General features: G+C 64.7%; 13 protein-coding genes and 1 pseudogene. 13 read left to right on the top strand and 1 reads right to left on the bottom strand.

The features are described from left to right. The first annotated feature begins 73 nt into the window (after window positions 1-73). The 8 genes from EJ069_RS00750 to EJ069_RS00785 all read left to right on the top strand — a co-directional run bounded on the left by EJ069_RS00750 (window position 74) and on the right by EJ069_RS00785 (window position 9,124). Window positions 74-1,168: an ABC transporter ATP-binding protein gene (locus EJ069_RS00750; protein ID WP_126059640.1), complete on the top strand. Its 1,095-nt coding sequence runs from the start codon at window positions 74-76 to the stop codon at window positions 1,166-1,168. Further along, on the top strand, window positions 1,168-2,088 hold the full coding sequence (locus EJ069_RS00755) for an ABC transporter permease (RefSeq protein WP_126059641.1): 921 nt from the start codon (window positions 1,168-1,170) through the stop codon (window positions 2,086-2,088). The genes EJ069_RS00750 and EJ069_RS00755 overlap by 1 nt, the downstream gene beginning before the upstream one ends. Next, window positions 2,081-2,878, top strand: coding sequence for an ABC transporter permease (locus EJ069_RS00760; RefSeq protein WP_126059642.1), 798 nt, complete (start codon window positions 2,081-2,083; stop codon window positions 2,876-2,878). The genes EJ069_RS00755 and EJ069_RS00760 overlap by 8 nt, the downstream gene beginning before the upstream one ends. Window positions 2,879-2,899: 21 nt before the next feature. Beyond that, entirely contained in the window at window positions 2,900-3,934 is a 1,035-nt protein-coding gene (locus tag EJ069_RS00765; RefSeq protein ID WP_126059643.1) for an extracellular solute-binding protein, read from the top strand. Between the two features lie 70 nt (window positions 3,935-4,004). Then, entirely contained in the window at window positions 4,005-5,201 is a 1,197-nt protein-coding gene (locus EJ069_RS00770; protein ID WP_126059644.1) for a serine hydrolase, read from the top strand. Between the two features lie 32 nt (window positions 5,202-5,233). Next, window positions 5,234-6,412 carry a serine hydrolase gene (locus EJ069_RS00775; RefSeq protein WP_126059645.1) on the top strand — a complete coding sequence of 393 codons (1,179 nt, stop codon included), beginning with the start codon at window positions 5,234-5,236 and terminating at the stop codon, window positions 6,410-6,412. Window positions 6,413-6,534: 122 nt separating this feature from the next. Then, window positions 6,535-8,856, top strand: a complete 2,322-nt coding sequence (locus EJ069_RS00780) for a Tex family protein (RefSeq protein WP_126059646.1) — start codon at window positions 6,535-6,537, stop codon at window positions 8,854-8,856. A gap of 73 nt (window positions 8,857-8,929) precedes the next feature. Beyond that, window positions 8,930-9,124: a hypothetical protein gene (locus tag EJ069_RS00785; RefSeq protein WP_042640428.1), complete on the top strand. Its 195-nt coding sequence runs from the start codon at window positions 8,930-8,932 to the stop codon at window positions 9,122-9,124. Here the strand turns inward: EJ069_RS00785 and EJ069_RS00790 are convergent, their stop codons facing one another. Continuing rightward, entirely contained in the window at window positions 9,125-10,036 is a 912-nt protein-coding gene (locus EJ069_RS00790) for a LysR family transcriptional regulator (RefSeq protein WP_126059647.1), read from the bottom strand. It abuts the gene before it with no gap. Window positions 10,037-10,139: 103 nt separating this feature from the next. On the opposite strand from EJ069_RS00790, the gene EJ069_RS00795 reads away from it, so the two are divergent. The 5 genes and pseudogenes from EJ069_RS00795 (at window position 10,140) to EJ069_RS00815 (ending at window position 19,153) form a co-directional block, all read left to right on the top strand. Then, a complete protein-coding gene (locus tag EJ069_RS00795; protein WP_126059648.1) occupies window positions 10,140-11,336 on the top strand; it encodes an acyl-CoA dehydrogenase in 1,197 nt (398 codons plus the stop codon). Between the two features lie 106 nt (window positions 11,337-11,442). Next, window positions 11,443-14,801 (top strand): annotated as a pseudogene (locus EJ069_RS00800) (transglutaminase family protein). A 6-nt stretch (window positions 14,802-14,807) separates the two neighbouring features. Further along, a complete protein-coding gene (locus EJ069_RS00805) occupies window positions 14,808-17,219 on the top strand; it encodes a circularly permuted type 2 ATP-grasp protein (protein WP_126059649.1) in 2,412 nt (803 codons plus the stop codon). A 1-nt stretch (window position 17,220) separates the two neighbouring features. Then, window positions 17,221-18,105 carry a transglutaminase family protein gene (locus tag EJ069_RS00810; RefSeq protein ID WP_126059650.1) on the top strand — a complete coding sequence of 295 codons (885 nt, stop codon included), beginning with the start codon at window positions 17,221-17,223 and terminating at the stop codon, window positions 18,103-18,105. A 112-nt stretch (window positions 18,106-18,217) separates the two neighbouring features. Beyond that, on the top strand, window positions 18,218-19,153 hold the full coding sequence (locus EJ069_RS00815; protein ID WP_126059651.1) for a glycosyltransferase family 2 protein: 936 nt from the start codon (window positions 18,218-18,220) through the stop codon (window positions 19,151-19,153). The last annotated feature ends 23 nt before the right edge of the window (window positions 19,154-19,176 follow it).

The following is a 19,176-nucleotide window of genomic DNA, read 5'->3' on the forward strand; positions in this document are numbered from 1 at the left end:
CCGCACGGCTTATGGTGACAATCAAACAGGAACACACCCGCCGGAAAGAGCAGGCTCTCTCAATGGGGTAATCGTGCCGGAACAACCGGGTAAGAACGCGATCGACGTTCGCGGTGTTCGCAAGGTTTTCGGAACCGGCGAAAACCAGGTAGCCGCCCTCGACACGGTTTCAGTGTCGATCCGCGAAAATGAGTTTTTCACGCTGCTCGGTCCGTCTGGATGCGGAAAGACGACGCTGCTGAGATTGATTGCCGGCTTCGATTTCCCGAGCGCCGGCGAGATCCTGCTGCACGGCCAGGACATCGCGCCGCTGCCGCCGTTCAAACGCCCGGTCAATACAGTCTTCCAGAGCTACGCGCTCTTCCCGCACATGACGGTGGCGCAGAATATCGGCTTCGGGCTGGAGATGCTCGGCAAGCCGAAAGCGGAGATCGAGGCCCGCGTCGCCCAGATGCTGAAGCTGGTCAAGATGGAGGCGCTGAAGGCGCGCCGCACCAGCCAGATCTCCGGCGGCCAGCAGCAGCGCGTCGCGCTCGCCCGCGCGCTGGCGCCGCAGCCGAAGGTGCTGCTGCTCGACGAGCCGTTGTCGGCGCTCGACTACAAGCTGCGCAAGGAAATGCAGATCGAGCTGAAGCGGCTGCAGCACGAGACCGGCATCACCTTCATCTTCGTCACCCACGACCAGGAAGAAGCGCTGACCATGTCCGACCGCATCGCGGTGATGTCGGCTGGCAAGATCCTGCAGGTCGGCACGCCCTGGGATATCTACGACAAGCCCGCGGAACGCTTCGTCGCCGATTTCATCGGCGAGACCAACTTCCTCACCGCGGCCGTCACCGACATCGGCAACGGCAAGGCGCGAGCGACGCTCAAATCCGGCGCCGTCATCGAGGCAACCGTAGCCGACGGCTTCCAGCCGAAAGACAGCGCCACCGTGGTGGTCAGGCCGGAACACGCCAAGCTGGTCAAGGGCAAGGGCGATCTGTCGGGCACCGTCGCGAACGTCGTCTATTTCGGCACCGACACGCATATCCATGTGCAGTTGGACAGCGGCGAGGCGTTCACCGTGCGCCAGCAGAACACCCGAACCGCCGGCTGTGGCTTCGAGGTCGGCGACGCGGTCGGCATCTCGATCGGCAACGACGCGGCGCAAGTGCTGAGGGACTGATGGCCACCGCGGAACAGATCGCGAAGGAAGCGGAGCGACGCGACGTGCGCACGCGTTGGCTGTTGTCGGCGCCAGCGCTGCTGATCATCCTCGTGGCGGCGACCGGGCCGCTGCTGATCGTGCTCGTCTATTCGTTCCTGACGCCTGGTCCTTATGGCGATGTGAAATGGCAGTTTTCGCCGGAGGCCTGGGTGTCGGTGTTCATGGAACGCGACATCTTCGACGACACGCTCTCGCTGGCGGCTGCCCACGTCACCATCTTCTGGCGCTCCATCAAGCTTGCGGTGGTGACGACGATCGCCACTTTGGCGCTTGGATTTCCCACGGCCTATTTCATGGCCACACGCAGCGAGAAAACGCGCGACATCTGGCTTTTCCTGATCACCATACCGTTCTGGACCAACCTGCTCATCCGCACGTTCGCGGTGCTGCAGATCATCCGCAATGAGGGCATCATCAACACCCTCCTGATCAAGGCGGGGATCGTCTCGGCGCCGATCCAGATCCTGTTCACCGATACCGCGATCCTGGTCGGCATGGCCTATGTCTACCTGCCGCTGATGGTGCTGCCCATCTATGCCAGCATGGAAAAGCTCGACTTCCGGCTGGTCGAGGCGGGCTACGATCTTTACGCCAATCGTTTCCAGGTGCTGCGGCGCATCATCTTTCCGCTGGTCAAGCCTGGCGTGATCGCCGGATCCATTCTCGTCTTCATCCCGGCGATCGGCGCCTATGTCACGCCAGTCGTGCTGGGCGGCGGCAAGAACATGATGCTTTCAAACCTGATCGAGCTGCAGTTCGGGCAGGGCCGCAACTGGCCGCTTGGCTCGGCGCTGTCGATTGCCGTCATGATCATCGTCATGGTGGCGCTGCTTGCCTACGTTCGAAACGCCGGACGGACCGAGGTGCGCCATGGCTAATTTCTCCATCAAGCACCAGCCCGGCTTCACGGCCATCGCCATGACCTGTTTCGTGGTTCTCTACATGCCGATCGTGGTGCTGGTCGTCTACGCGTTCAACGCCGCGACATCGACCTCCGAATGGGGCGGCTTCTCGCTGAAATGGTTTCAGTCGGCGTGGCAGAACACGCAGGTCATCGATGCCACCTTGCTGTCCTTCCAGATCGGCTCTGTCGCGGCCGTGCTTGCAACCATCGCCGCAACGATGGCTGCGCTGGCGACGACGCGGACGGCCCCGTATCGTGGCCTGACCTTCAAATATGCGGCGATCAACCAGCCTCTGATGGTGCCGGAGATCGTTACCGGCGTGGCGCTGCTGATCTTCTTCTCGCGCATCAAGATATTCACCGGCTACTCTGGCCTCGGCTACCTCATCGCGGCGCATACGGCGTTCTGCATTCCCTTCGCCTATCTGCCCATCCGGGCCAGGCTGGAAAACATGGACCTGACCCTGGAACGCGCCGCGGCAGATCTCTATGCGACGCCCTGGCAGACCTTTCGCCGCGTCACGCTGCCGCTGCTGTGGCCCGGCATTCTGGCAGGGCTGATGCTGGCTTTCGTCATCTCGCTCGACGACGTCGTCATCACCGAATTCGTCAAGTCCGGCGGCCAGGATACGCTGCCCACCTACATGCTCGGCCAGATTCGCCGAGGAATAACGCCCGAGATCAACGCGATATCGACCGCCTTCCTGCTGCTTTCGGTCGCGATCGTCACGTTGTTTTTCTTCGTCAGCAGGAAACAAGACTGAACAGACAATGGGAGTCAAAGCATGAACTGGAAGACAACAGCGACCGCCATGGCGCTGACATTGCTCGCTTCGACAAGCGTCGTTCGCGCTGACGGTGTCCTGAATATCTACAATTGGGGCAACTACACCAGCCCGGACGTGATCAAGAAGTTCGAGCAGAAATACAACGTCAAGGTGACCATCACCGACTACGATTCCAACGACACGGCGCTGGCCAAGGTCCGCCAGGGCGGCACCGGGTTCGATATAGCGGTGCCGTCCCAGACCTTCGTTCCGATCTGGATCAAGGAGGGCCTCCTGCTCGAGACGGATCCCGGCAAGATGGAAAACTTCAAGAACGTCGCGCCGGAATGGGCCAATCCCGAGTTCGACCCGGGCCGCAAATATTCGGTGCCGTGGGCCTGGGGCACCATCGGCGTGGTCGTGAACACCGACGCCTACAAGGGGCCGGCCGATTCATGGGGCATCATCTTCAACACGCCTGACGAGTTGAAGGGCAAGGTCAACGTCGTTCCAGAAATGAACGATGTCATCTTCGCCGCCATCAAATATCTCGGCGGCCAGCAATGCACCGACGACAAGGCGCTTTTGAAGAAGGTGCGTGACACGCTCGTTGCCGCCAAGCCGAACTGGATCTCCATGGAATACAACACCATCGAAAAGATGGGCGCCGGCGACTTCAAGGCCACCAGCGACTGGAACGGCTCTGCGCTGCGCCAGCGGCTGGCCAACCCGGCCATCCATTACAATTATCCGAAGGAAGGCTTCGGCCTGTGGAGCGACAATGTGGTTGTCCTCAAGGAAGCCAAGAACGTCGAGAACGCCAAGCTGTTCCAGAACTTCATCATGGATCCGGAAAACGCTGCCGGTCTTTCGGCCTTCCACCGCTACGCCAATGCCATCACCGGCTCGGAGAAATACATGCCGGCCGACATGAAGGACGCTCCGGAAGTGGTCATTCCGGCTGACGCCAAGCCGCGCGGCGAATTCCAGCGGATGTGCGCTCCCGAGGTCCAGGATATCTACACCAAGATCTGGACCGAACTGCAGAAGTAGCCACTTTGCTTGAACGGACCCGTCGGCACGCGCCGACGGGTCCGTTTTCACGTTGTCAGGGTAGTTGGTCATGGATTCCTATCGCAACTCCGACCCGCGGCCGCCGATCATGCAGGGCTCGCCGCCCAGGCTGGTGCCGCCGAAGCTCGACTGGGACAGGCCGCCATGGAACCGCTGGGCCTTCCAGCACATCCGCGAATTTCTGCCGACGGTCGAGGTGTGGCGCGGCAGCGGCCACCGCCGTCGCCTGGAGCGCGCCGAAGTCGACCTCGACGAATTGCCGGTGGTCGATAGCAGCGGAGCGCCGACGACGCTCGCCGGCTTGCTCGACGAGACCTATGCCGACGGCTTCCTGGTGCTGAAGGACGGCAAGGTCGCCTATGAGCGCTATTTCAACGGCATGGACGAGCGCACGCTGCACCTGTCGCAGTCGATGGCGAAGTCGGTCACCGGGTCGGTGTGCGGGATACTGGTCGGGCGCGGCCTGATCGATCCGGCGAAGCTCGTCACCGACTATCTTCCGGAACTCGGTGAGACCGGCTGGGCCGGCGCCACCGTGCAGCATGTGCTCGACATGACGACGGGCGTCCGCTTTTCCGAGGAATACACCGATCGCTATTCCGAGATCGGCCAGGTCGATGTCGCAACCGGCTGGAAGCCGATCCCACCGGGCAGCGATCCGGACTTTTCGTGGCCCTCGCACATGTACGAGCTGATCCTGCGGCTGAAGGACCGAGTGCGCCCGCATGGCGAGGCGTTCGAGTACCGCTCGATCGAGACCGACGTGCTCGCCTTCATCATGGAGCGGGTGAGCGGCAAGCGCCTGGCGCAGCTCGTCTCCGAAGAACTCTGGCAAAAGCTCGGCGCCGACGAGAGCGCCTGCTTCACCGTCGACAGCGCCGGCTATGCGCTGGCGGATGGCGGCTTCAACGCGACGCTGCGCGACTATGGCCGCTTCGGGCAATTGATCCTCGACAATGGCGGTAGTGTCATCCCGGCCGACTGGATCGAGGCGACGCGCAGCGGCAAGCACGGACCGGATTTCAATCCCAGCCTGCCGGAGGGCGGCTACCACAACCAGTTCTGGATCGAAGATCCTCGCTCGCGCGCGCTGATGTGCCGGGGCGTGTTCGGCCAGCTGATCCATATCGACTGGGACAACAGAATGGTCGTGGTGAAGCTTTCGACTTATCCGGATTTCACCAACAAAGCCTATTCCGTGGCGACGCTGAAGGCCGTCCATGCCATAGCCGCGGCGCTGGCCTGAACACCCCCAAACATAGCAATCGCGAGAACCTCATGACCGGCAAGACCGCGTTCGAGACCCAGTATGGCTTTGCCCGCAACGATGTGCGGCTTGAGACCTGGCGGCTTTCGCCGTTCAACCGATGGTCGTTCCAGAATGTCGGCGAACTGGTGCCGAGCGTGCATGTCGCGGCGGCGCCCGGCGGCGAGGAGCAGGCAAAATCGCTCGGGGCGCTGCTCGAGGAGAACATCTCGTTCGCCGGCGGCAGCAAAACCGTCGAGAGCTTCTTGAAACGCTCCGACACGGACGGGCTGACGATCCTGAAGCGCGGCAAGCTGGTCGGCGACTGGTCGGCACCTCATATGCCGTTCGGCTCCCGCCACATCATCTTTTCGATCAGCAAGTCGGTGACCGCCATTCTTGCCGGCATATTGGAAGGCGAGGGGGTGTTCGATCCCAATGCGCCGGTTGTTGAGTACATTCCCGAGGCCAAGGACTCGGCCTATGGCGATGCCAGCGTGCGCAACGTGCTCGACATGACGGTCAGCCTCGATTTCGAGGAAGCCTATCTCGATCCGGAAAGCGCGTTTGCCCGTTACCGCCGTTCGACCTTGTGGAATCCGGGCGGCGGGTCGGAAAGCCTCGCGGCATTCCTGCTGACGCTGCAGCGTCTCGCTGAGCCGCACGGGCAGACCTATCGCTACCGCTCGCCCAATTCGGACATGCTGGGCATCCTGGTGGAGCGGGCATCGGGCAAGCGTGTCAGCCAATTGCTCAGTGAAAAGCTGTGGCTGCCGCTGGGCGCCGCAAGCGAAATGTCGGTGACGGTCGACATGGAAGGCACGGCGCGCACCGCCGGCGGCATGTCGATGACCCCGCGCGATCTTGCCCGGATCGGCGAGATGATGCGGCAGGGCGGCACCGCCAACGGCCGCCGCATCGTGCCGGAAGCCTGGGTGCACGACACGGTCGCCACCGGCGGCAGCTTTGAGGCCTGGCAGCGCGGCACGATGGCGTTCCTGTTCCCAAAGGGGCGCTACCGCAACAAATGGTACCAGACCGGCTATGACAGCGGCGCCTTCTGCGGCATCGGCATCCACGGCCAGTGGCTCTACGTCAATCCGAAGGCGGAAGTGGTCATCGCCAAGATGTCGTCGCAGCCGGAACCTGTCGATGATCGGCTCGACCTCGACCTCGTCAGCTTCTTCGAGGCGCTGAGCACGATGGTCTGAGCCGTTCGGCGGGTCGCATTCACAGCTGTTTCCTGTGGACCTCCAGGGTCAGTTGAAAACGGCGTGGTTGGCGCGGCCGGCGTCCCGGCCTATGGTCGCCGCTCTTTTCGACAGGGATCGGCATGGCATCGGACATCAAGCGCATCGCAGCAATCATCGCGGCCGAGATCGGCGCACGGCCGGAACAGGCCGCGGCGGCGATCGGACTGCTCGACGAGGGCGCCACGGTGCCTTTCGTGGCGCGTTACCGCAAGGAAGTCACCGGCGGGCTCGACGACACGCAGTTGCGCGACCTTTCCGAGCGGCTCGCCTATCTGCGCGAGCTCGATGCGCGGCGCGAGACGATCGTCAGCTCCATCCGCGAGCAGGGCAAGCTGACCGAGGAGTTGGAAGCCAAGATCGTCGCGGCAGCCACCAAGGCGGAACTGGAAGACATCTACCTGCCCTACAAGCCGAAGCGCCGCACCAAGGCCGAGATTGCCAGGGAGCGCGGCCTGGGGCCGCTCGCCGAAGCGATCCTGGCCGACCGCTCCAAAATTCCGGCCGAGCTCGCGCTCGCCTATGTCACCGACGAGGTGGCTGACGCCAAGGCGGCGCTTGAAGGCGCGCGCGACATCCTGTCGGAGCAGTTCGCCGAGAATGCCGACCTGGTCGGCAAGCTGCGCGCCTATATGAAGGAACGCGCCTTCCTGCGCGCAAAAGTCGTCGACGGAAAGCAGGAGGCTGGCGCGAAATTTTCCGACTATTTCGACCATGTCGAGCGCTGGTCGGGCGTGCCCAGCCACCGTGCGCTCGCCATGCTGCGTGGCCGCAACGAAGAGGTGCTGTCGCTCGACATCGAGGTCGATGCCGACGACGCCTCGCCGGTGAAACCGGTCGAGCGCATGATCGCCAATGCCTATGCCATCGGCGGCACGCTGCCCGGCGACAAATGGCTGATGGAGGTGGCCGGCTGGACGTGGCGGATCAAACTGTCGCTGCATCTGACGCTCGACCTGATGCGCGACTTGCGTGAACGGGCCGAGGAAGAGGCGATCCACGTCTTCGCCCGCAATCTCAAGGACCTGCTGCTCGCCGCTCCCGCCGGCTCGCGGCCGACGATGGGTCTCGACCCCGGCATCCGCACCGGCGTCAAGGTGGCGGTGGTCGACGGCACCGGCAAGCTGGTGGCGACCACGACGGTCTATCCCTTCCCGCCGAGGAATGACATTCGCGGCACGCAGGCCGAGCTTGCGGCGCTCATTCGCCAGCATAAGGTCGAGTTGATCTCGATCGGCAACGGCACCGGCAGCCGCGAGACCGAGAAGCTGGTGGCGGACATGCTGTCGGACCTGCCGGCCGGCGCCGGGCCGAAGCCGCTCAAGGTTATCGTCAGCGAGGCCGGCGCTTCCGTGTATTCGGCTTCAGCGACGGCTGCTGCGGAGTTCCCCGGCCTGGATGTCTCGCTGCGCGGCGCGGTGTCGATCGCCAGGCGTCTGCAGGATCCGCTGGCCGAGCTGGTCAAGATCGAGCCGAAGTCGATCGGCGTCGGCCAATACCAGCACGATGTCGACCAGTACCGGCTCGGCCGTTCGCTGGAAGCGGTGGTCGAGGATGCGGTCAATGCCGTCGGCGTCGACCTCAACACGGCGTCGGCGCCGCTTTTGGCGCGCGTGTCGGGACTGGGGCCGTCGCTCGCCGAGTCGATCGTTGCGCATCGCGATGCGGCCGGGCCGTTTGCCAGTCGCAAGGACCTGCTCAAGGTGGCGCGGCTCGGGCCGCGCGCCTTCGAGCAAAGCGCCGGCTTCCTGCGCATCCCGAATGGCGTGGAGCCGCTCGATGCGTCCTCGGTGCACCCGGAAGCCTATGGCGTGGCAAAGAAGATCGTTGCCGCTTGCGGCCGCGACGTGCGCGCGCTGATGGGTGACAGCGCCGCGCTCAAGGCGCTGGATCCACGCGTCTTCGTCGACGAGCGTTTCGGTCTGCCGACGGTGCGCGACATCATCGCCGAATTGGAAAAGCCCGGACGCGATCCGCGCCCCGGCTTCAAGACCGCGACCTTTGCCGAGGGCGTCGACGACATCAAGGATTTGAAGCCAGGCATGCTGCTCGAAGGCACCGTCACCAATGTCGCGGCCTTCGGCGCCTTCGTCGACATCGGCGTGCACCAGGATGGGCTGGTGCATGTCTCGCAGCTTGCCGACCGCTTCATCAAGGACGCGCATGAGGTGGTGAAGGCCGGCGACGTGGTGAAGGTGCGGGTCGTCGATGTTGACATCAAGCGCAAGCGCATCGGCCTGTCGATGCGCAAGGATGGCGGCGAAGGTAGCGCGCCGCGTGGCGGCCAGCGCGATCACGGCGGCGGCAAGCCGGCGCCGCGCTCGCCGGCGCCGCAGCGCCAGCCGGAAAAGCCTTCGCAGGGCGCGTTCGGCGCGGCGCTCGCCGAGGCGATGAAGCGGAAGTAGCTACTAGGATCGACTGCGTTCCTTGCAATCAGTAGAGCGTTCTATACCGTCCGTGTGTGGAGAGACGCGCGATATGGCAAGTTTCGGTGAAGTGAGTGTCCGTGAGCTGGCGCGTCTTTGGGACGAGGGCATGGCGAGTGGCAGGTCGGTCGATGCAAACCAGGCTTTCGCCCGGATCAAAAGCAAGCTCGATGCAAAAATTGCCGAAACGCGAGCCGCAATGACACCACGCTTACAGCCGGAAGCCGAGGCGATGAAGCGGAAGTAGCTACCAGGCGAGGACAGCCGGCTCCTTGCCGATCTGGCCCAGCAGCCAGTCGCGAAAGCTGGCGACCGGCGGGTGGCCGCGCTTGTCATTCGGCACGACGAAATAATAGGCGCTGCGGCTCTGCATCGGTTGGCCGGGCGCCGGCACCAACTGGCGGCGCTGCAATTCGCCTGAGATCAGGATTTCCGGCAGCAGCGCCACGCCGAGCCCCGCCATGCAGGCCTGGGCGACCGTTCCGAACTGCTCGAACTGCATGCCGGGCCCGGTCGGCGCCTCCAGCCCCTGAAGCTCGAACCACTCGCTCCAGGCGCCGGGGCGGGTTGCCATGTGCAGCAGTGGCAGGCGGCTGATATCGGCCGGCGTGGCGATGTCGCGGGCGGCGAGGAATTCCGGTGAAACCACCGGCAGCACGGTTTCGCGCATTAGAAGCGTGCAATCGGCGTCCGGCCAGTCGGGCATGCCGTGGTGAATCGCGGCGTCCAGCCGCTCGCGGGCGAAGTCGAACCGTCCGATACGGGTGGCGAAGTTGATGGTGATGTCCGGGTGGCGGGCGACGAAATCCGGGATCAGCGGCATCAGCCAGCGCGTGCCGAAGGTCGGCAGGATGGCAAGGTTGAGAACCCCGCTATGCCGATTGCTCATCAATCCGAGGGCCGCGTCGCGCAACTGGCCAAGCGCGGAGCGCACCGCCTCGGCGTAGGTCTCGCCGGCCGCCGACAGCCGGACATTGCGGCTGTCGCGCTCGAACAGCCGCCGGCCGAACTGTTCTTCCAGCAGATTGATCTGGCGGCTGACGGCGCCTTGGGTCAAATCGAGCTCACGAGCCGCTGCAGTGAAGGAGCCAAGCCGCGCCACTGCCTCGAAGGCGGCAAGCGCGGCGGTGTTCGGCAAGAGGCGGCGCTGAACGTTCATGATCCATTACTAACGCTCATTGATCCGCGATGCAATTTCGTTTGATTTTTCGCGTGCGCAGGCGGATAAGCCGGGCACATCAAAATACTGGGAGCCCGAGGCCATGGCCGCCGATAAGAACGCTTTCGTGTGGAACGACCCCTTCCTGATCGAGGACCAGCTTTCCGAGGACGAGCGCATGGTGCGTGACGGCGCGGCCGCCTTCGCTGCCGACAAGCTGGCGCCGCGCATCGAGGAAGCCTATGCCGAGGAGAAGACCGACCCGTCGATCTTCCGCGAGATGGGCGAGGCAGGTCTGCTCGGCATCACCATTCCGGAAGAATATGGCGGGCTCGGCGCCGGATACGTGACCTACGGGCTAGTCGCGCGGGAAGTTGAACGTATCGACTCGGGCTACCGCTCGATGATGAGCGTGCAGTCGTCGCTGGTCATGTATCCGATCCATGCCTATGGCTCGGAAGCGCAGCGCAAGAAATACCTGCCGAAGCTCGCCTCAGGCGAATGGATCGGCTGTTTCGGCCTCACCGAGCCGGATGCCGGCTCCGATCCGGGCGGCATGAAGACGCGCGCCGAGAAGACCGCGAACGGCTACAAGCTCTCCGGCTCCAAGATGTGGATCTCCAACGCGCCGATCGCCGATGTGTTCGTCGTCTGGGCGAAGCTGAAGGGTGAGAACGGCAAGGACGAAATCCGCGGCTTCGTGCTGGAAAAGGGCATGAAGGGGCTTTCGGCGCCGAAGATCGGCGGCAAGCTGTCGCTGCGCGCGTCGATCACTGGCGAGGTGGTGCTGGAAGGTGTCGATGTCGGCGAGGAAGCGCTGCTGCCCAACGCCAGGGGTCTTGGCGGCCCGTTCGGCTGCCTCAACCGCGCGCGCTACGGCATTTCCTGGGGCGCGATGGGCGCGGCAGAGGATTGCTGGCACCGGGCGCGGCAATACGGCCTCGACCGCAAACAGTTCGGCAAGCCGCTTGCCGGCACGCAGCTCTTCCAGAAGAAGCTCGCCGACATGCAGACCGAGATTGCGCTTGGCCTGCAGGGCTCATTGCGCGTCGGCCGGCTGATGGACGAGGGCAGGATGGCGCCGGAGATGATCTCGATCGTCAAGCGCAACAATTGCGGTAAGGCGCTCGACATCGCCCGCCAGGCCCGCGACATGCATGGCGGCAACGGCATCCAGATCGGCTACCACGTGATGCGCCACGCGCAGAACCTGGAGACGGTGAACACCTATGAAGGCACGCATGACGTGCATGCGCTGATCCTCGGAAGGGCGCAGACGGGCATTCAGGCGTTTTTCTAAGCCGGCAAGGCTGCTTAAATTAGGTGCAGCGCAACATCTCTGCTTGGAGAATGGCCAGCATCTATGTCAGGGTTCGGCGGAGTGAAACGCCGAACTCCGGGGTACCATGGCAATTCTGGCAGCCGTCCATCACCTGACCCACTACAAATACGACCGGCCGGTGGTGCTTGGTCCCCAGGTGATCAGGCTGCAGCCGGCGCCGCATTCGCGCACCAAGGTGCTCAGCCATTCGCTGAAGGTCGAGCCGAAGAACCATTTCGTCAACCTGCAGCAGGACCCCTACGGCAATTTCCTCGCCCGCTTTGTCTTCCCGGAGCCGGTGACCGAGCTCAAGATCGAAGTCGACCTCGTCGCCGACATGACGGTCTACAATCCGTTCGATTTCTTCGTTGAAGAATCGGCCGAGACCTTTCCGTTCAATTACCCGGAAGAGATCAGGGAAGACCTCGCCATCTACCGGAAACCGGAGCCGGCCGGGCCGCTGTTGTCCAAATTCCTTGACAGCATCGACCGCAGCCCGACGAACACCGTCAATTTCCTGGTCGACCTCAATGCCAGGCTGCAGCGCGAGATCGCCTATATCGTGCGCATGGAGACAGGCGTCTTCTCGCCGGAGGAGACGCTTGCCGCGGCCAAGGGCTCGTGCCGGGATTCAAGCTGGCTGCTGGTGCAGATCCTGCGCAATCTCGGTATCGCCGCGCGCTTCGTCTCCGGCTATCTGATCCAGCTCAAGCCCGATCTGGTGTCTTTGGACGGGCCGCCCGGAACGTCGGTCGATTTCACCGATCTGCACGCGTGGTGCGAGGTCTATATTCCAGGCGCCGGCTGGATCGGCTTCGACCCCACTTCCGGCCTGCTCACCGGCGAGAGCCATGTGCCGCTGGCGGCGACGCCGCATTATCGCAATGCAGCACCCATCTCCGGCATGGCGAGCTTCGCCAATGTCGATTTCGGTTTCGACATGCGGGTCGACCGCATCGCCGAGCATCCGCGCATCACCAAGCCGTTCTCGGATGAAAGCTGGGAGGCGCTCGATTCGCTGGGCGAAAAGGTCGACGCGGCACTGAGAGACGGCGATGTGCGGCTCACCATGGGCGGCGAGCCGACCTTCGTGTCGATCGACGATTTCGAGTCCGCCGAATGGAACACGGCCGCCGTCGGTCCGACCAAGCGCGACAAGGCGGACCAGCTCATTCGCCGGCTGCGCGAACGCTTCGCTCCTGGCGGTTTTCTGCATTATGGCCAGGGCAAGTGGTATCCGGGCGAAAGCCTGCCGCGCTGGACCTTCTCGCTCTACTGGCGCACCGATGGCGAGCCGGTGTGGCGCGACCCGTCGCTGATCGCGCGCGAGAATGGTAATGCCGCGATCGGTCCCGAACAGGCCGAAAGCCTGCTCACGGCGATCGCCGGCGAGCTCGGCATCGACAAGGCGATGGTCAGCGAGGCCTATGAGGATCCGGCCGAATGGCTGCTCAAGGAAGGCAAGCTGCCGGATAATGTCGATCCGTCCAATTCGAAGCTGGAAGACCCGGAAGAGCGCAGCCGCATGGCGCGCGTTTTCGAGCGCGGGTTGACCAAGCCATCGGGCTATGTGCTGCCGGTGCAGCGCTGGAACAGCCAGGCTGCCGGGCAGCGCTGGCGCTCGGAGAAATGGAAGACAAGGCGCGGCCGCCTGTTCCTGGTGCCGGGCGATTCCCCGGTCGGCTATCGCCTGCCGCTGGGCACACTGCCTTATGTGCCGCCGGCGCAGTTCCCTTATATCGTGCCGGTCGATCCCTCCGTGCCGCGCGGCGCGCTGCCGGCGCGCGAGGCCATCTTGCCCCAGCCGTCGCCAGCTGAACTGGAAGGCGCGGACGAAATGGCACGCCGCCAGCAGACCGTGTCTTTCACCGCTGCGAGCGCGCAGCAGGACCGCGTCGAGCAGCAACTGACCGAGATCGGCGGCGCGGTGCGCACCGCGCTCACCGTCGAGCCGCGCGACGGCCGGCTCTGCGTGTTCATGCCGCCGGTCGAGGCGTTGGAGGACTATCTCGAACTGGTGGCGGCGGCGGAGAACGCGGCCAAGGCCATCGGCCTGCCGGTCCATATCGAAGGCTACGCCCCGCCGCACGATCCGCGCCTCAACGTCATCCGCGTGGCGCCGGATCCCGGCGTCATCGAGGTGAACATCCACCCGGCCGGCAACTGGCAGGAATGCGTGGCCACCACCACGGCGATCTACGAGGAAGCACGGCAGTCGCGGCTCGGCACCGACAAGTTCATGATCGATGGCCGCCATACCGGAACCGGCGGCGGCAACCATGTCGTGGTCGGCGGCGCGACGCCCAATGACAGCCCGTTCCTGCGCCGGCCCGACCTGTTGAAGAGCCTGGTGCTGCAATGGCAGCGGCATCCGTCGCTGTCCTACCTGTTTTCCGGCCTGTTCATCGGTCCGACCAGCCAGGCGCCGCGCTTCGACGAGGCGCGGCACGATTCACTTTATGAGCTGGAGATCGCTCTGGCGCAGGTGCCGCATCCGGACAAGGGCAATGCACCGTTGCCGTGGCTGGTCGACCGGCTGTTCCGCAATCTCCTGACCGACGTCACCGGCAACACGCATCGCTCCGAAATCTGCATCGACAAATTGTTCTCGCCGGACGGCCCGACCGGCCGGCTGGGGCTGGTTGAGTTCCGCGGTTTCGAGATGCCGCCCAATGCGCGCATGTCGCTCGCGCAGCAATTGCTGGTCCGTGCGATCATCGCTCGCGCCTGGAAGAACCCGCTCGACGGCCGCTTCGTGCGCTGGGGCACGTCGCTGCATGACCGCTTCATGCTGCCGCATTATGTCTGGGCGGATTTCCTCGACGTGCTGGAGGATCTGAAGCTCAACGGCTTCGACTTCCGCCCGAATGGTTCGCCGCCCAGCTCGAATTCCGCTTCCCCTTCTGCGGCGAGGTTCGGCATGCCGGCGTCAAGCTGGAGCTCAGGCAGGCGCTGGAGCCCTGGCATGTGATGGGCGAGCAGGGCGCGATCGGCGGCACGGTCCGCTTCGTCGATTCCTCGGTCGAGCGGCTGCAGGTGCGGACGGAAGGCCTCAATCCGGAGCGTCACGCCATCGTCTGCAACGGCCGCATCGTGCCGATGAAGGTTACCGACACCAGAGAGGTCGCGGTGGCCGGCGTGCGCTTCAAGGCCTGGCAGCCGGCCTCCGGCCTGCATCCGGCCCTGCCGGTCAACACGCCGCTGGTCTTCGACATCTACGACCGCTGGTCGGGCCGCTCGGTCGGCGGCTGCGTCTATCACGTCGCGCATCCGGGCGGCCGCAACTACGACACCTTCCCGGTCAACGGCAACGAGGCCGAGGCCCGACGCCTCACCCGCTTCGAGCCACGCGGCCATACGCCGGGCGGCTATGTGCTGCGCGACGAAGAAGCCTCTGAAGAGTTCCCGATGACCCTTGACCTCAGGCGGCCGGCGAGACTCTGATCGACAATGGCCAAGGGGAATCAGAAACGGGCGGGCGGCAGGCCGCGGGCGCAGAGCCTGCTGGAACGCTACCGGCCGATCGAAGGCGTCGTCGACGAGATGGTCGACGCGTCGGGCAGCCCGCGTCCGGCCTGGCGTTCCTTCATCGACGCACTCGACGGTTTGGGGGCGGAGCGGCTTGGGCAGCGTTTTGCCCGGGCCGACCAGTATCTGCGCGATGCAGGCGTCTATTACCGCGTCTATGACAAGGCAGGCGCCAATGAGCGGGAATGGCCGCTCGCCTATGTTCCGCTGCTGATCGACGAGCAGGAATGGGCCGAGATCAGCGCCGGCCTCGTCCAGCGCGCCGACCTGTTCGAGGCGATCCTGGCCGACATATACGGGCCGAACCGGCTGATCGAGAGGGGCATCCTGCCGGCCGGGCTGATCGCGGCGAGCCCGGAATATCTGCGCCCCATCGCCGGCGTGAGGCCGGCCAGCGGCCATTTCCTGCACATGGTCGCCTTCGAGCTCGGCCGTGGCCCGGACGGCCGCTGGTGGGTGCTGGGCGACCGCACCCAGGCGCCGTCGGGCGCCGGTTTCGCGCTGGAGAACCGTGTCGCCACGACGCGGGCGCTTTCGGACATCTATGGCGAGATGCATGTGCACCGCCTTGCCGGCTTCTTCCGCCGCTTCCGCGACGCGCTGAACGGCATGGCCAAGGATGCCAGCGGCCGTGTCGCCATCCTGACGCCGGGGCCGCTCAACGAAACCTATTACGAGCATGCCTATATCGCCCGCTATCTCGGCATCATGCTGCTCGAGGGCGAGGACCTGACCGTCTCCGGCGGCAGGCTGATGGTGCGCACCGTTTCCGGCCTTATGCCGATCGGCGTCTTGTGGCGGCGGCTCGATGCCGCTTTTGCCGACCCGCTGGAACTCAAGCCGGACTCGCAGATCGGCACGCCGGGGCTGGTCGAGGCGATCCGGCGCGGCACGGTGTCGGCCGTCAATGCGCTGGGCTCGGGCCTGATGGAGACGCGGGCGCTGCTGTCCTTCCTGCCCAGGATCGCGCGGGAACTGCAGGCTGACGAGCTCAAGCTGCCGAACATCGCCACCTGGTGGTGCGGGCAGGAGAGCGAGCGCGCCCATGTGCTGGCCAATATCGACCGCATGGTGGTCGGTCCGGCGCTGTCTACCCGGCTCGCCTTCGAGGACGACGGCGCGACCCGGCTCGGATCATCCCTGTCGGCCGGCGAGCGGGCCGAGCTTGTCGCGCGGATCGAAGCGGATGGCGCCGGTTTCGTCGGCCAGGAAGCGGTGACGCTGTCGACCACGCCGGTGTTTGTCGGCGGTTTGCTGGAACCACGGCCCGCCAGCCTGCGCGTCTATCTGGCGCGCACGCCGGAAGGCTGGACGGTGATGCCCGGTGGCTTCGCCCGCGTCGGCTTCTCGCTCGACCCGACGGCGATCGCCATGCAGCGCGGCGGTCAGGCCGCGGATGTCTGGGTGGTCAGCGACAGGCCGGTCGAGCGCGAGACGCTGCTGCCGCAGGAACATGAGAGCTTCACCCGCAGCATGCCGGGCAGCCTCCCCAGCCGCGCGGCGGAGAACCTGACCTGGCTAGGACGCTATATCGAGCGCTCGGAAGACACGTTGCGCGTGCTGCGCGCCTATCACGTGCGGCTTGCCGAGACGTCCGATCCGGACATGCCGCTGCTGGCCGATATCAGGGACTATCTTGAGCCGTTCGGCATCGACGTCGGAACGGCGATACCGCCGGGGTTGATCGGGACCTTGGACAGCGCGGTCTACAGCGCCGGGCAGATACGCGACCGCTTCTCGCCCGATGGCTGGCTGGCGCTTAAGGATCTGGCGAAGACTGTTCACAAGTTCGCGGAGACGGTAGCGCCCGGAGACGACGCGACGCGGGCGATGACGGTCATGCTGCGCAAGCTCGCCGGCTTTTCCGGCCTGCTGCATGAGAACATGTACCGCTTCACCGGCTGGCGCTTCCTGGAGATCGGCCGCAGGCTGGAACGCGGCATCCAGATTGCCCGCACGCTCAGCCGGCTGACCGGGAAAGGAGCGCCGGAGGGCGCGCTCGACATGATGCTGGAGATCGGCGACAGCGTCATGACCCACCGCCGGCAATATCCGGTGCAGGCCGGGCGGCGCACGGTCATCGACCTGCTGGCGCTCGACCCGCTCAATCCGCGCTCGGTCCTGTTCCAGCTCGAGCGGCTGAAGACCGAGATCGGCATGCTGCCTTCGGTCGGCGGCGAGGGGCACATGTCGACTGCCGCTAAGGAAATCCTGCAGCTCAACACTGCAATCGCGGTGAGGGAACCATCGGACATGACGGCGGATGTGCTTGACGATCTCGCGACCGAGATCGGCAATCTCTATAACAGCCTCGCCAAAGCCTATTTTGGTTAGCATGCTGTACGATATCAGGCTTCACCTCAGCTACGACTATGACGCCGCGGCCGGTGGCAGCCGGCATCAGGTGCGGGTGCTGCCGCCGACGATTGCGGGCGTGCAGCGCGTCGTCGTCGCCTCGCTGTCTTTCGTGCCAAACCCATCTGAGCGCACGGATTTTTCCGATTTCTTCGGCAACAGCGTCACCGCGATCGCCTTTCGCGATGTCCACGACGGCCTCGACATCAAGATGAGCGCACGTGTGTCGGTGTCGCGTCCGGAGCCTGGTCTTGACGTCTCGCCGGATCTGCAGCAGCTCAAAGAGGAACTCGGCTCGGTCCGCTCCCTGTCGCCATCCGCGCCGCATCATTTCCTCGCCGCCAGCGATCATGTCGGCATCGATGCCGCGATCACGGCCTATGCGCGGGAAAGCCTGGCCGGCTCGACGGTGGCCACAGCGGCCGATCTGTGCAATCGCATCCATCGCGATTTCGCCTATGACGGCAAGGCGACCACGGTGCAGACGCGGGCGAGCGACGCCTTCGCGCTGAAGCGCGGCGTCTGCCAGGATTTTTCGCATATCATGATCGCCGGTTTGCGCGGGCTGGGCATCCCCGCCGGCTATGTCAGCGGCTTCCTGCGCACGATCCCGCCCAAGGGAAAGCCGAGGCTCGAGGGCGCCGATGCCATGCATGCCTGGGTCAAGGTATGGTGCGGCCGCGATGCCGGCTGGCAGGAATTCGACCCGACCAACGGCATGCGGGCGAGCAACGACCATATCACCGTCGGCTATGGCCGCGACTATTCCGATGTGGCGCCGATCGTCGGCGTGCTGAAGACGACGGGCGGCCAGGTCGGCGAGCAGGCGGTCGACGTCATTCCGGTTGCCATGGAAAAGGTGTGACGGCAATCCCGATCGCCCGATAGACGCTTCTCAACTGCGCCGGCCGTCGGTATCCTGGGCATGGGATTGACGGGGGGCGCGCCTGCGTGGGTGTGGTGTGCGGCGACAGGGTTTGGAAGAGGTCAGCATCATCATTGCGGCGCACAATGCCGCTCAGACAATTGCTCGGACGCTCGCTTCGCTGGTCTCGGAAAAGGAGGTCATCGGTGAAGTGCTGGTGGTCGACGATTGTTCCTCCGACGCCACCGCTGCCGTCGCCACGGAGACGGCGTTGCGGTTTGCCTTGCCGATGCGCGTCATCAAATCGAGCTGCCGCGACGCCGGCGGCTCCAGGAATCTGGCTCTGGAGCAGGCCCGTTGTCCCTGGATCTATATGATCGACGCCGATGATCTTCATCTGGAAGGCGGTCTGCGCGCGTTGCTGGCCGAGGCCGGCGCACGATCAGGGATCGATATGGTGGTCGGCGCCTTCCGTCGGCGGCTCGACGGCGAGGAGCGGTCGACCAAGATGCCGGGTGTCTACACAGCCAGCGGGCTTGCCAATGCCTGCGCCTATCTCGATGGGCGGATACGGTCGATTGCAGTCGGCAGCGCGCTGGTGTCGCGGCGGGTCATTGGCGAAACGAGATTCCCGGTCGGGCTTGCCTATGACGAGGACACGCTGTTTTGGGCGCGCGTCATCGCCAAGGCATCGGTTGCCGTCGTGAGACAACCGATCTTCATCTATTTCGTGTCTGCGGAGCGCTCCGACGATCGTTTCACGGTCAGATCTGCCGGGCGCTTTCTGGAATGGCGCCTGGCGCTGCGCCGGCTCCGGTCCTGCGGCATCGCGGAGCGGTCTTTGAAGGTCAGGGAAGGCCTCGTTGCCTTGAAAATCGCGCGCGTTCATTACGCGCGCGGCGATTTCGCCAAGGCGGCAAGATTCCTCAACGTGGCCGAGGCCGCGCCACGGGCGGGCGCGAACGTCTGGCGTTGCATGCGCTATCGATTGAAGGTCACTCTACGGCGCCGGTTCTCGGCGCCAGTCGCCCAACCGCAACGCGCCTGATGGCGTCGAGGCCGGGCCTCGCA

The organism is Mesorhizobium sp. M2A.F.Ca.ET.043.05.1.1 (assembly GCF_003952445.1).
Classification (GTDB): domain Bacteria; phylum Pseudomonadota; class Alphaproteobacteria; order Rhizobiales; family Rhizobiaceae; genus Mesorhizobium.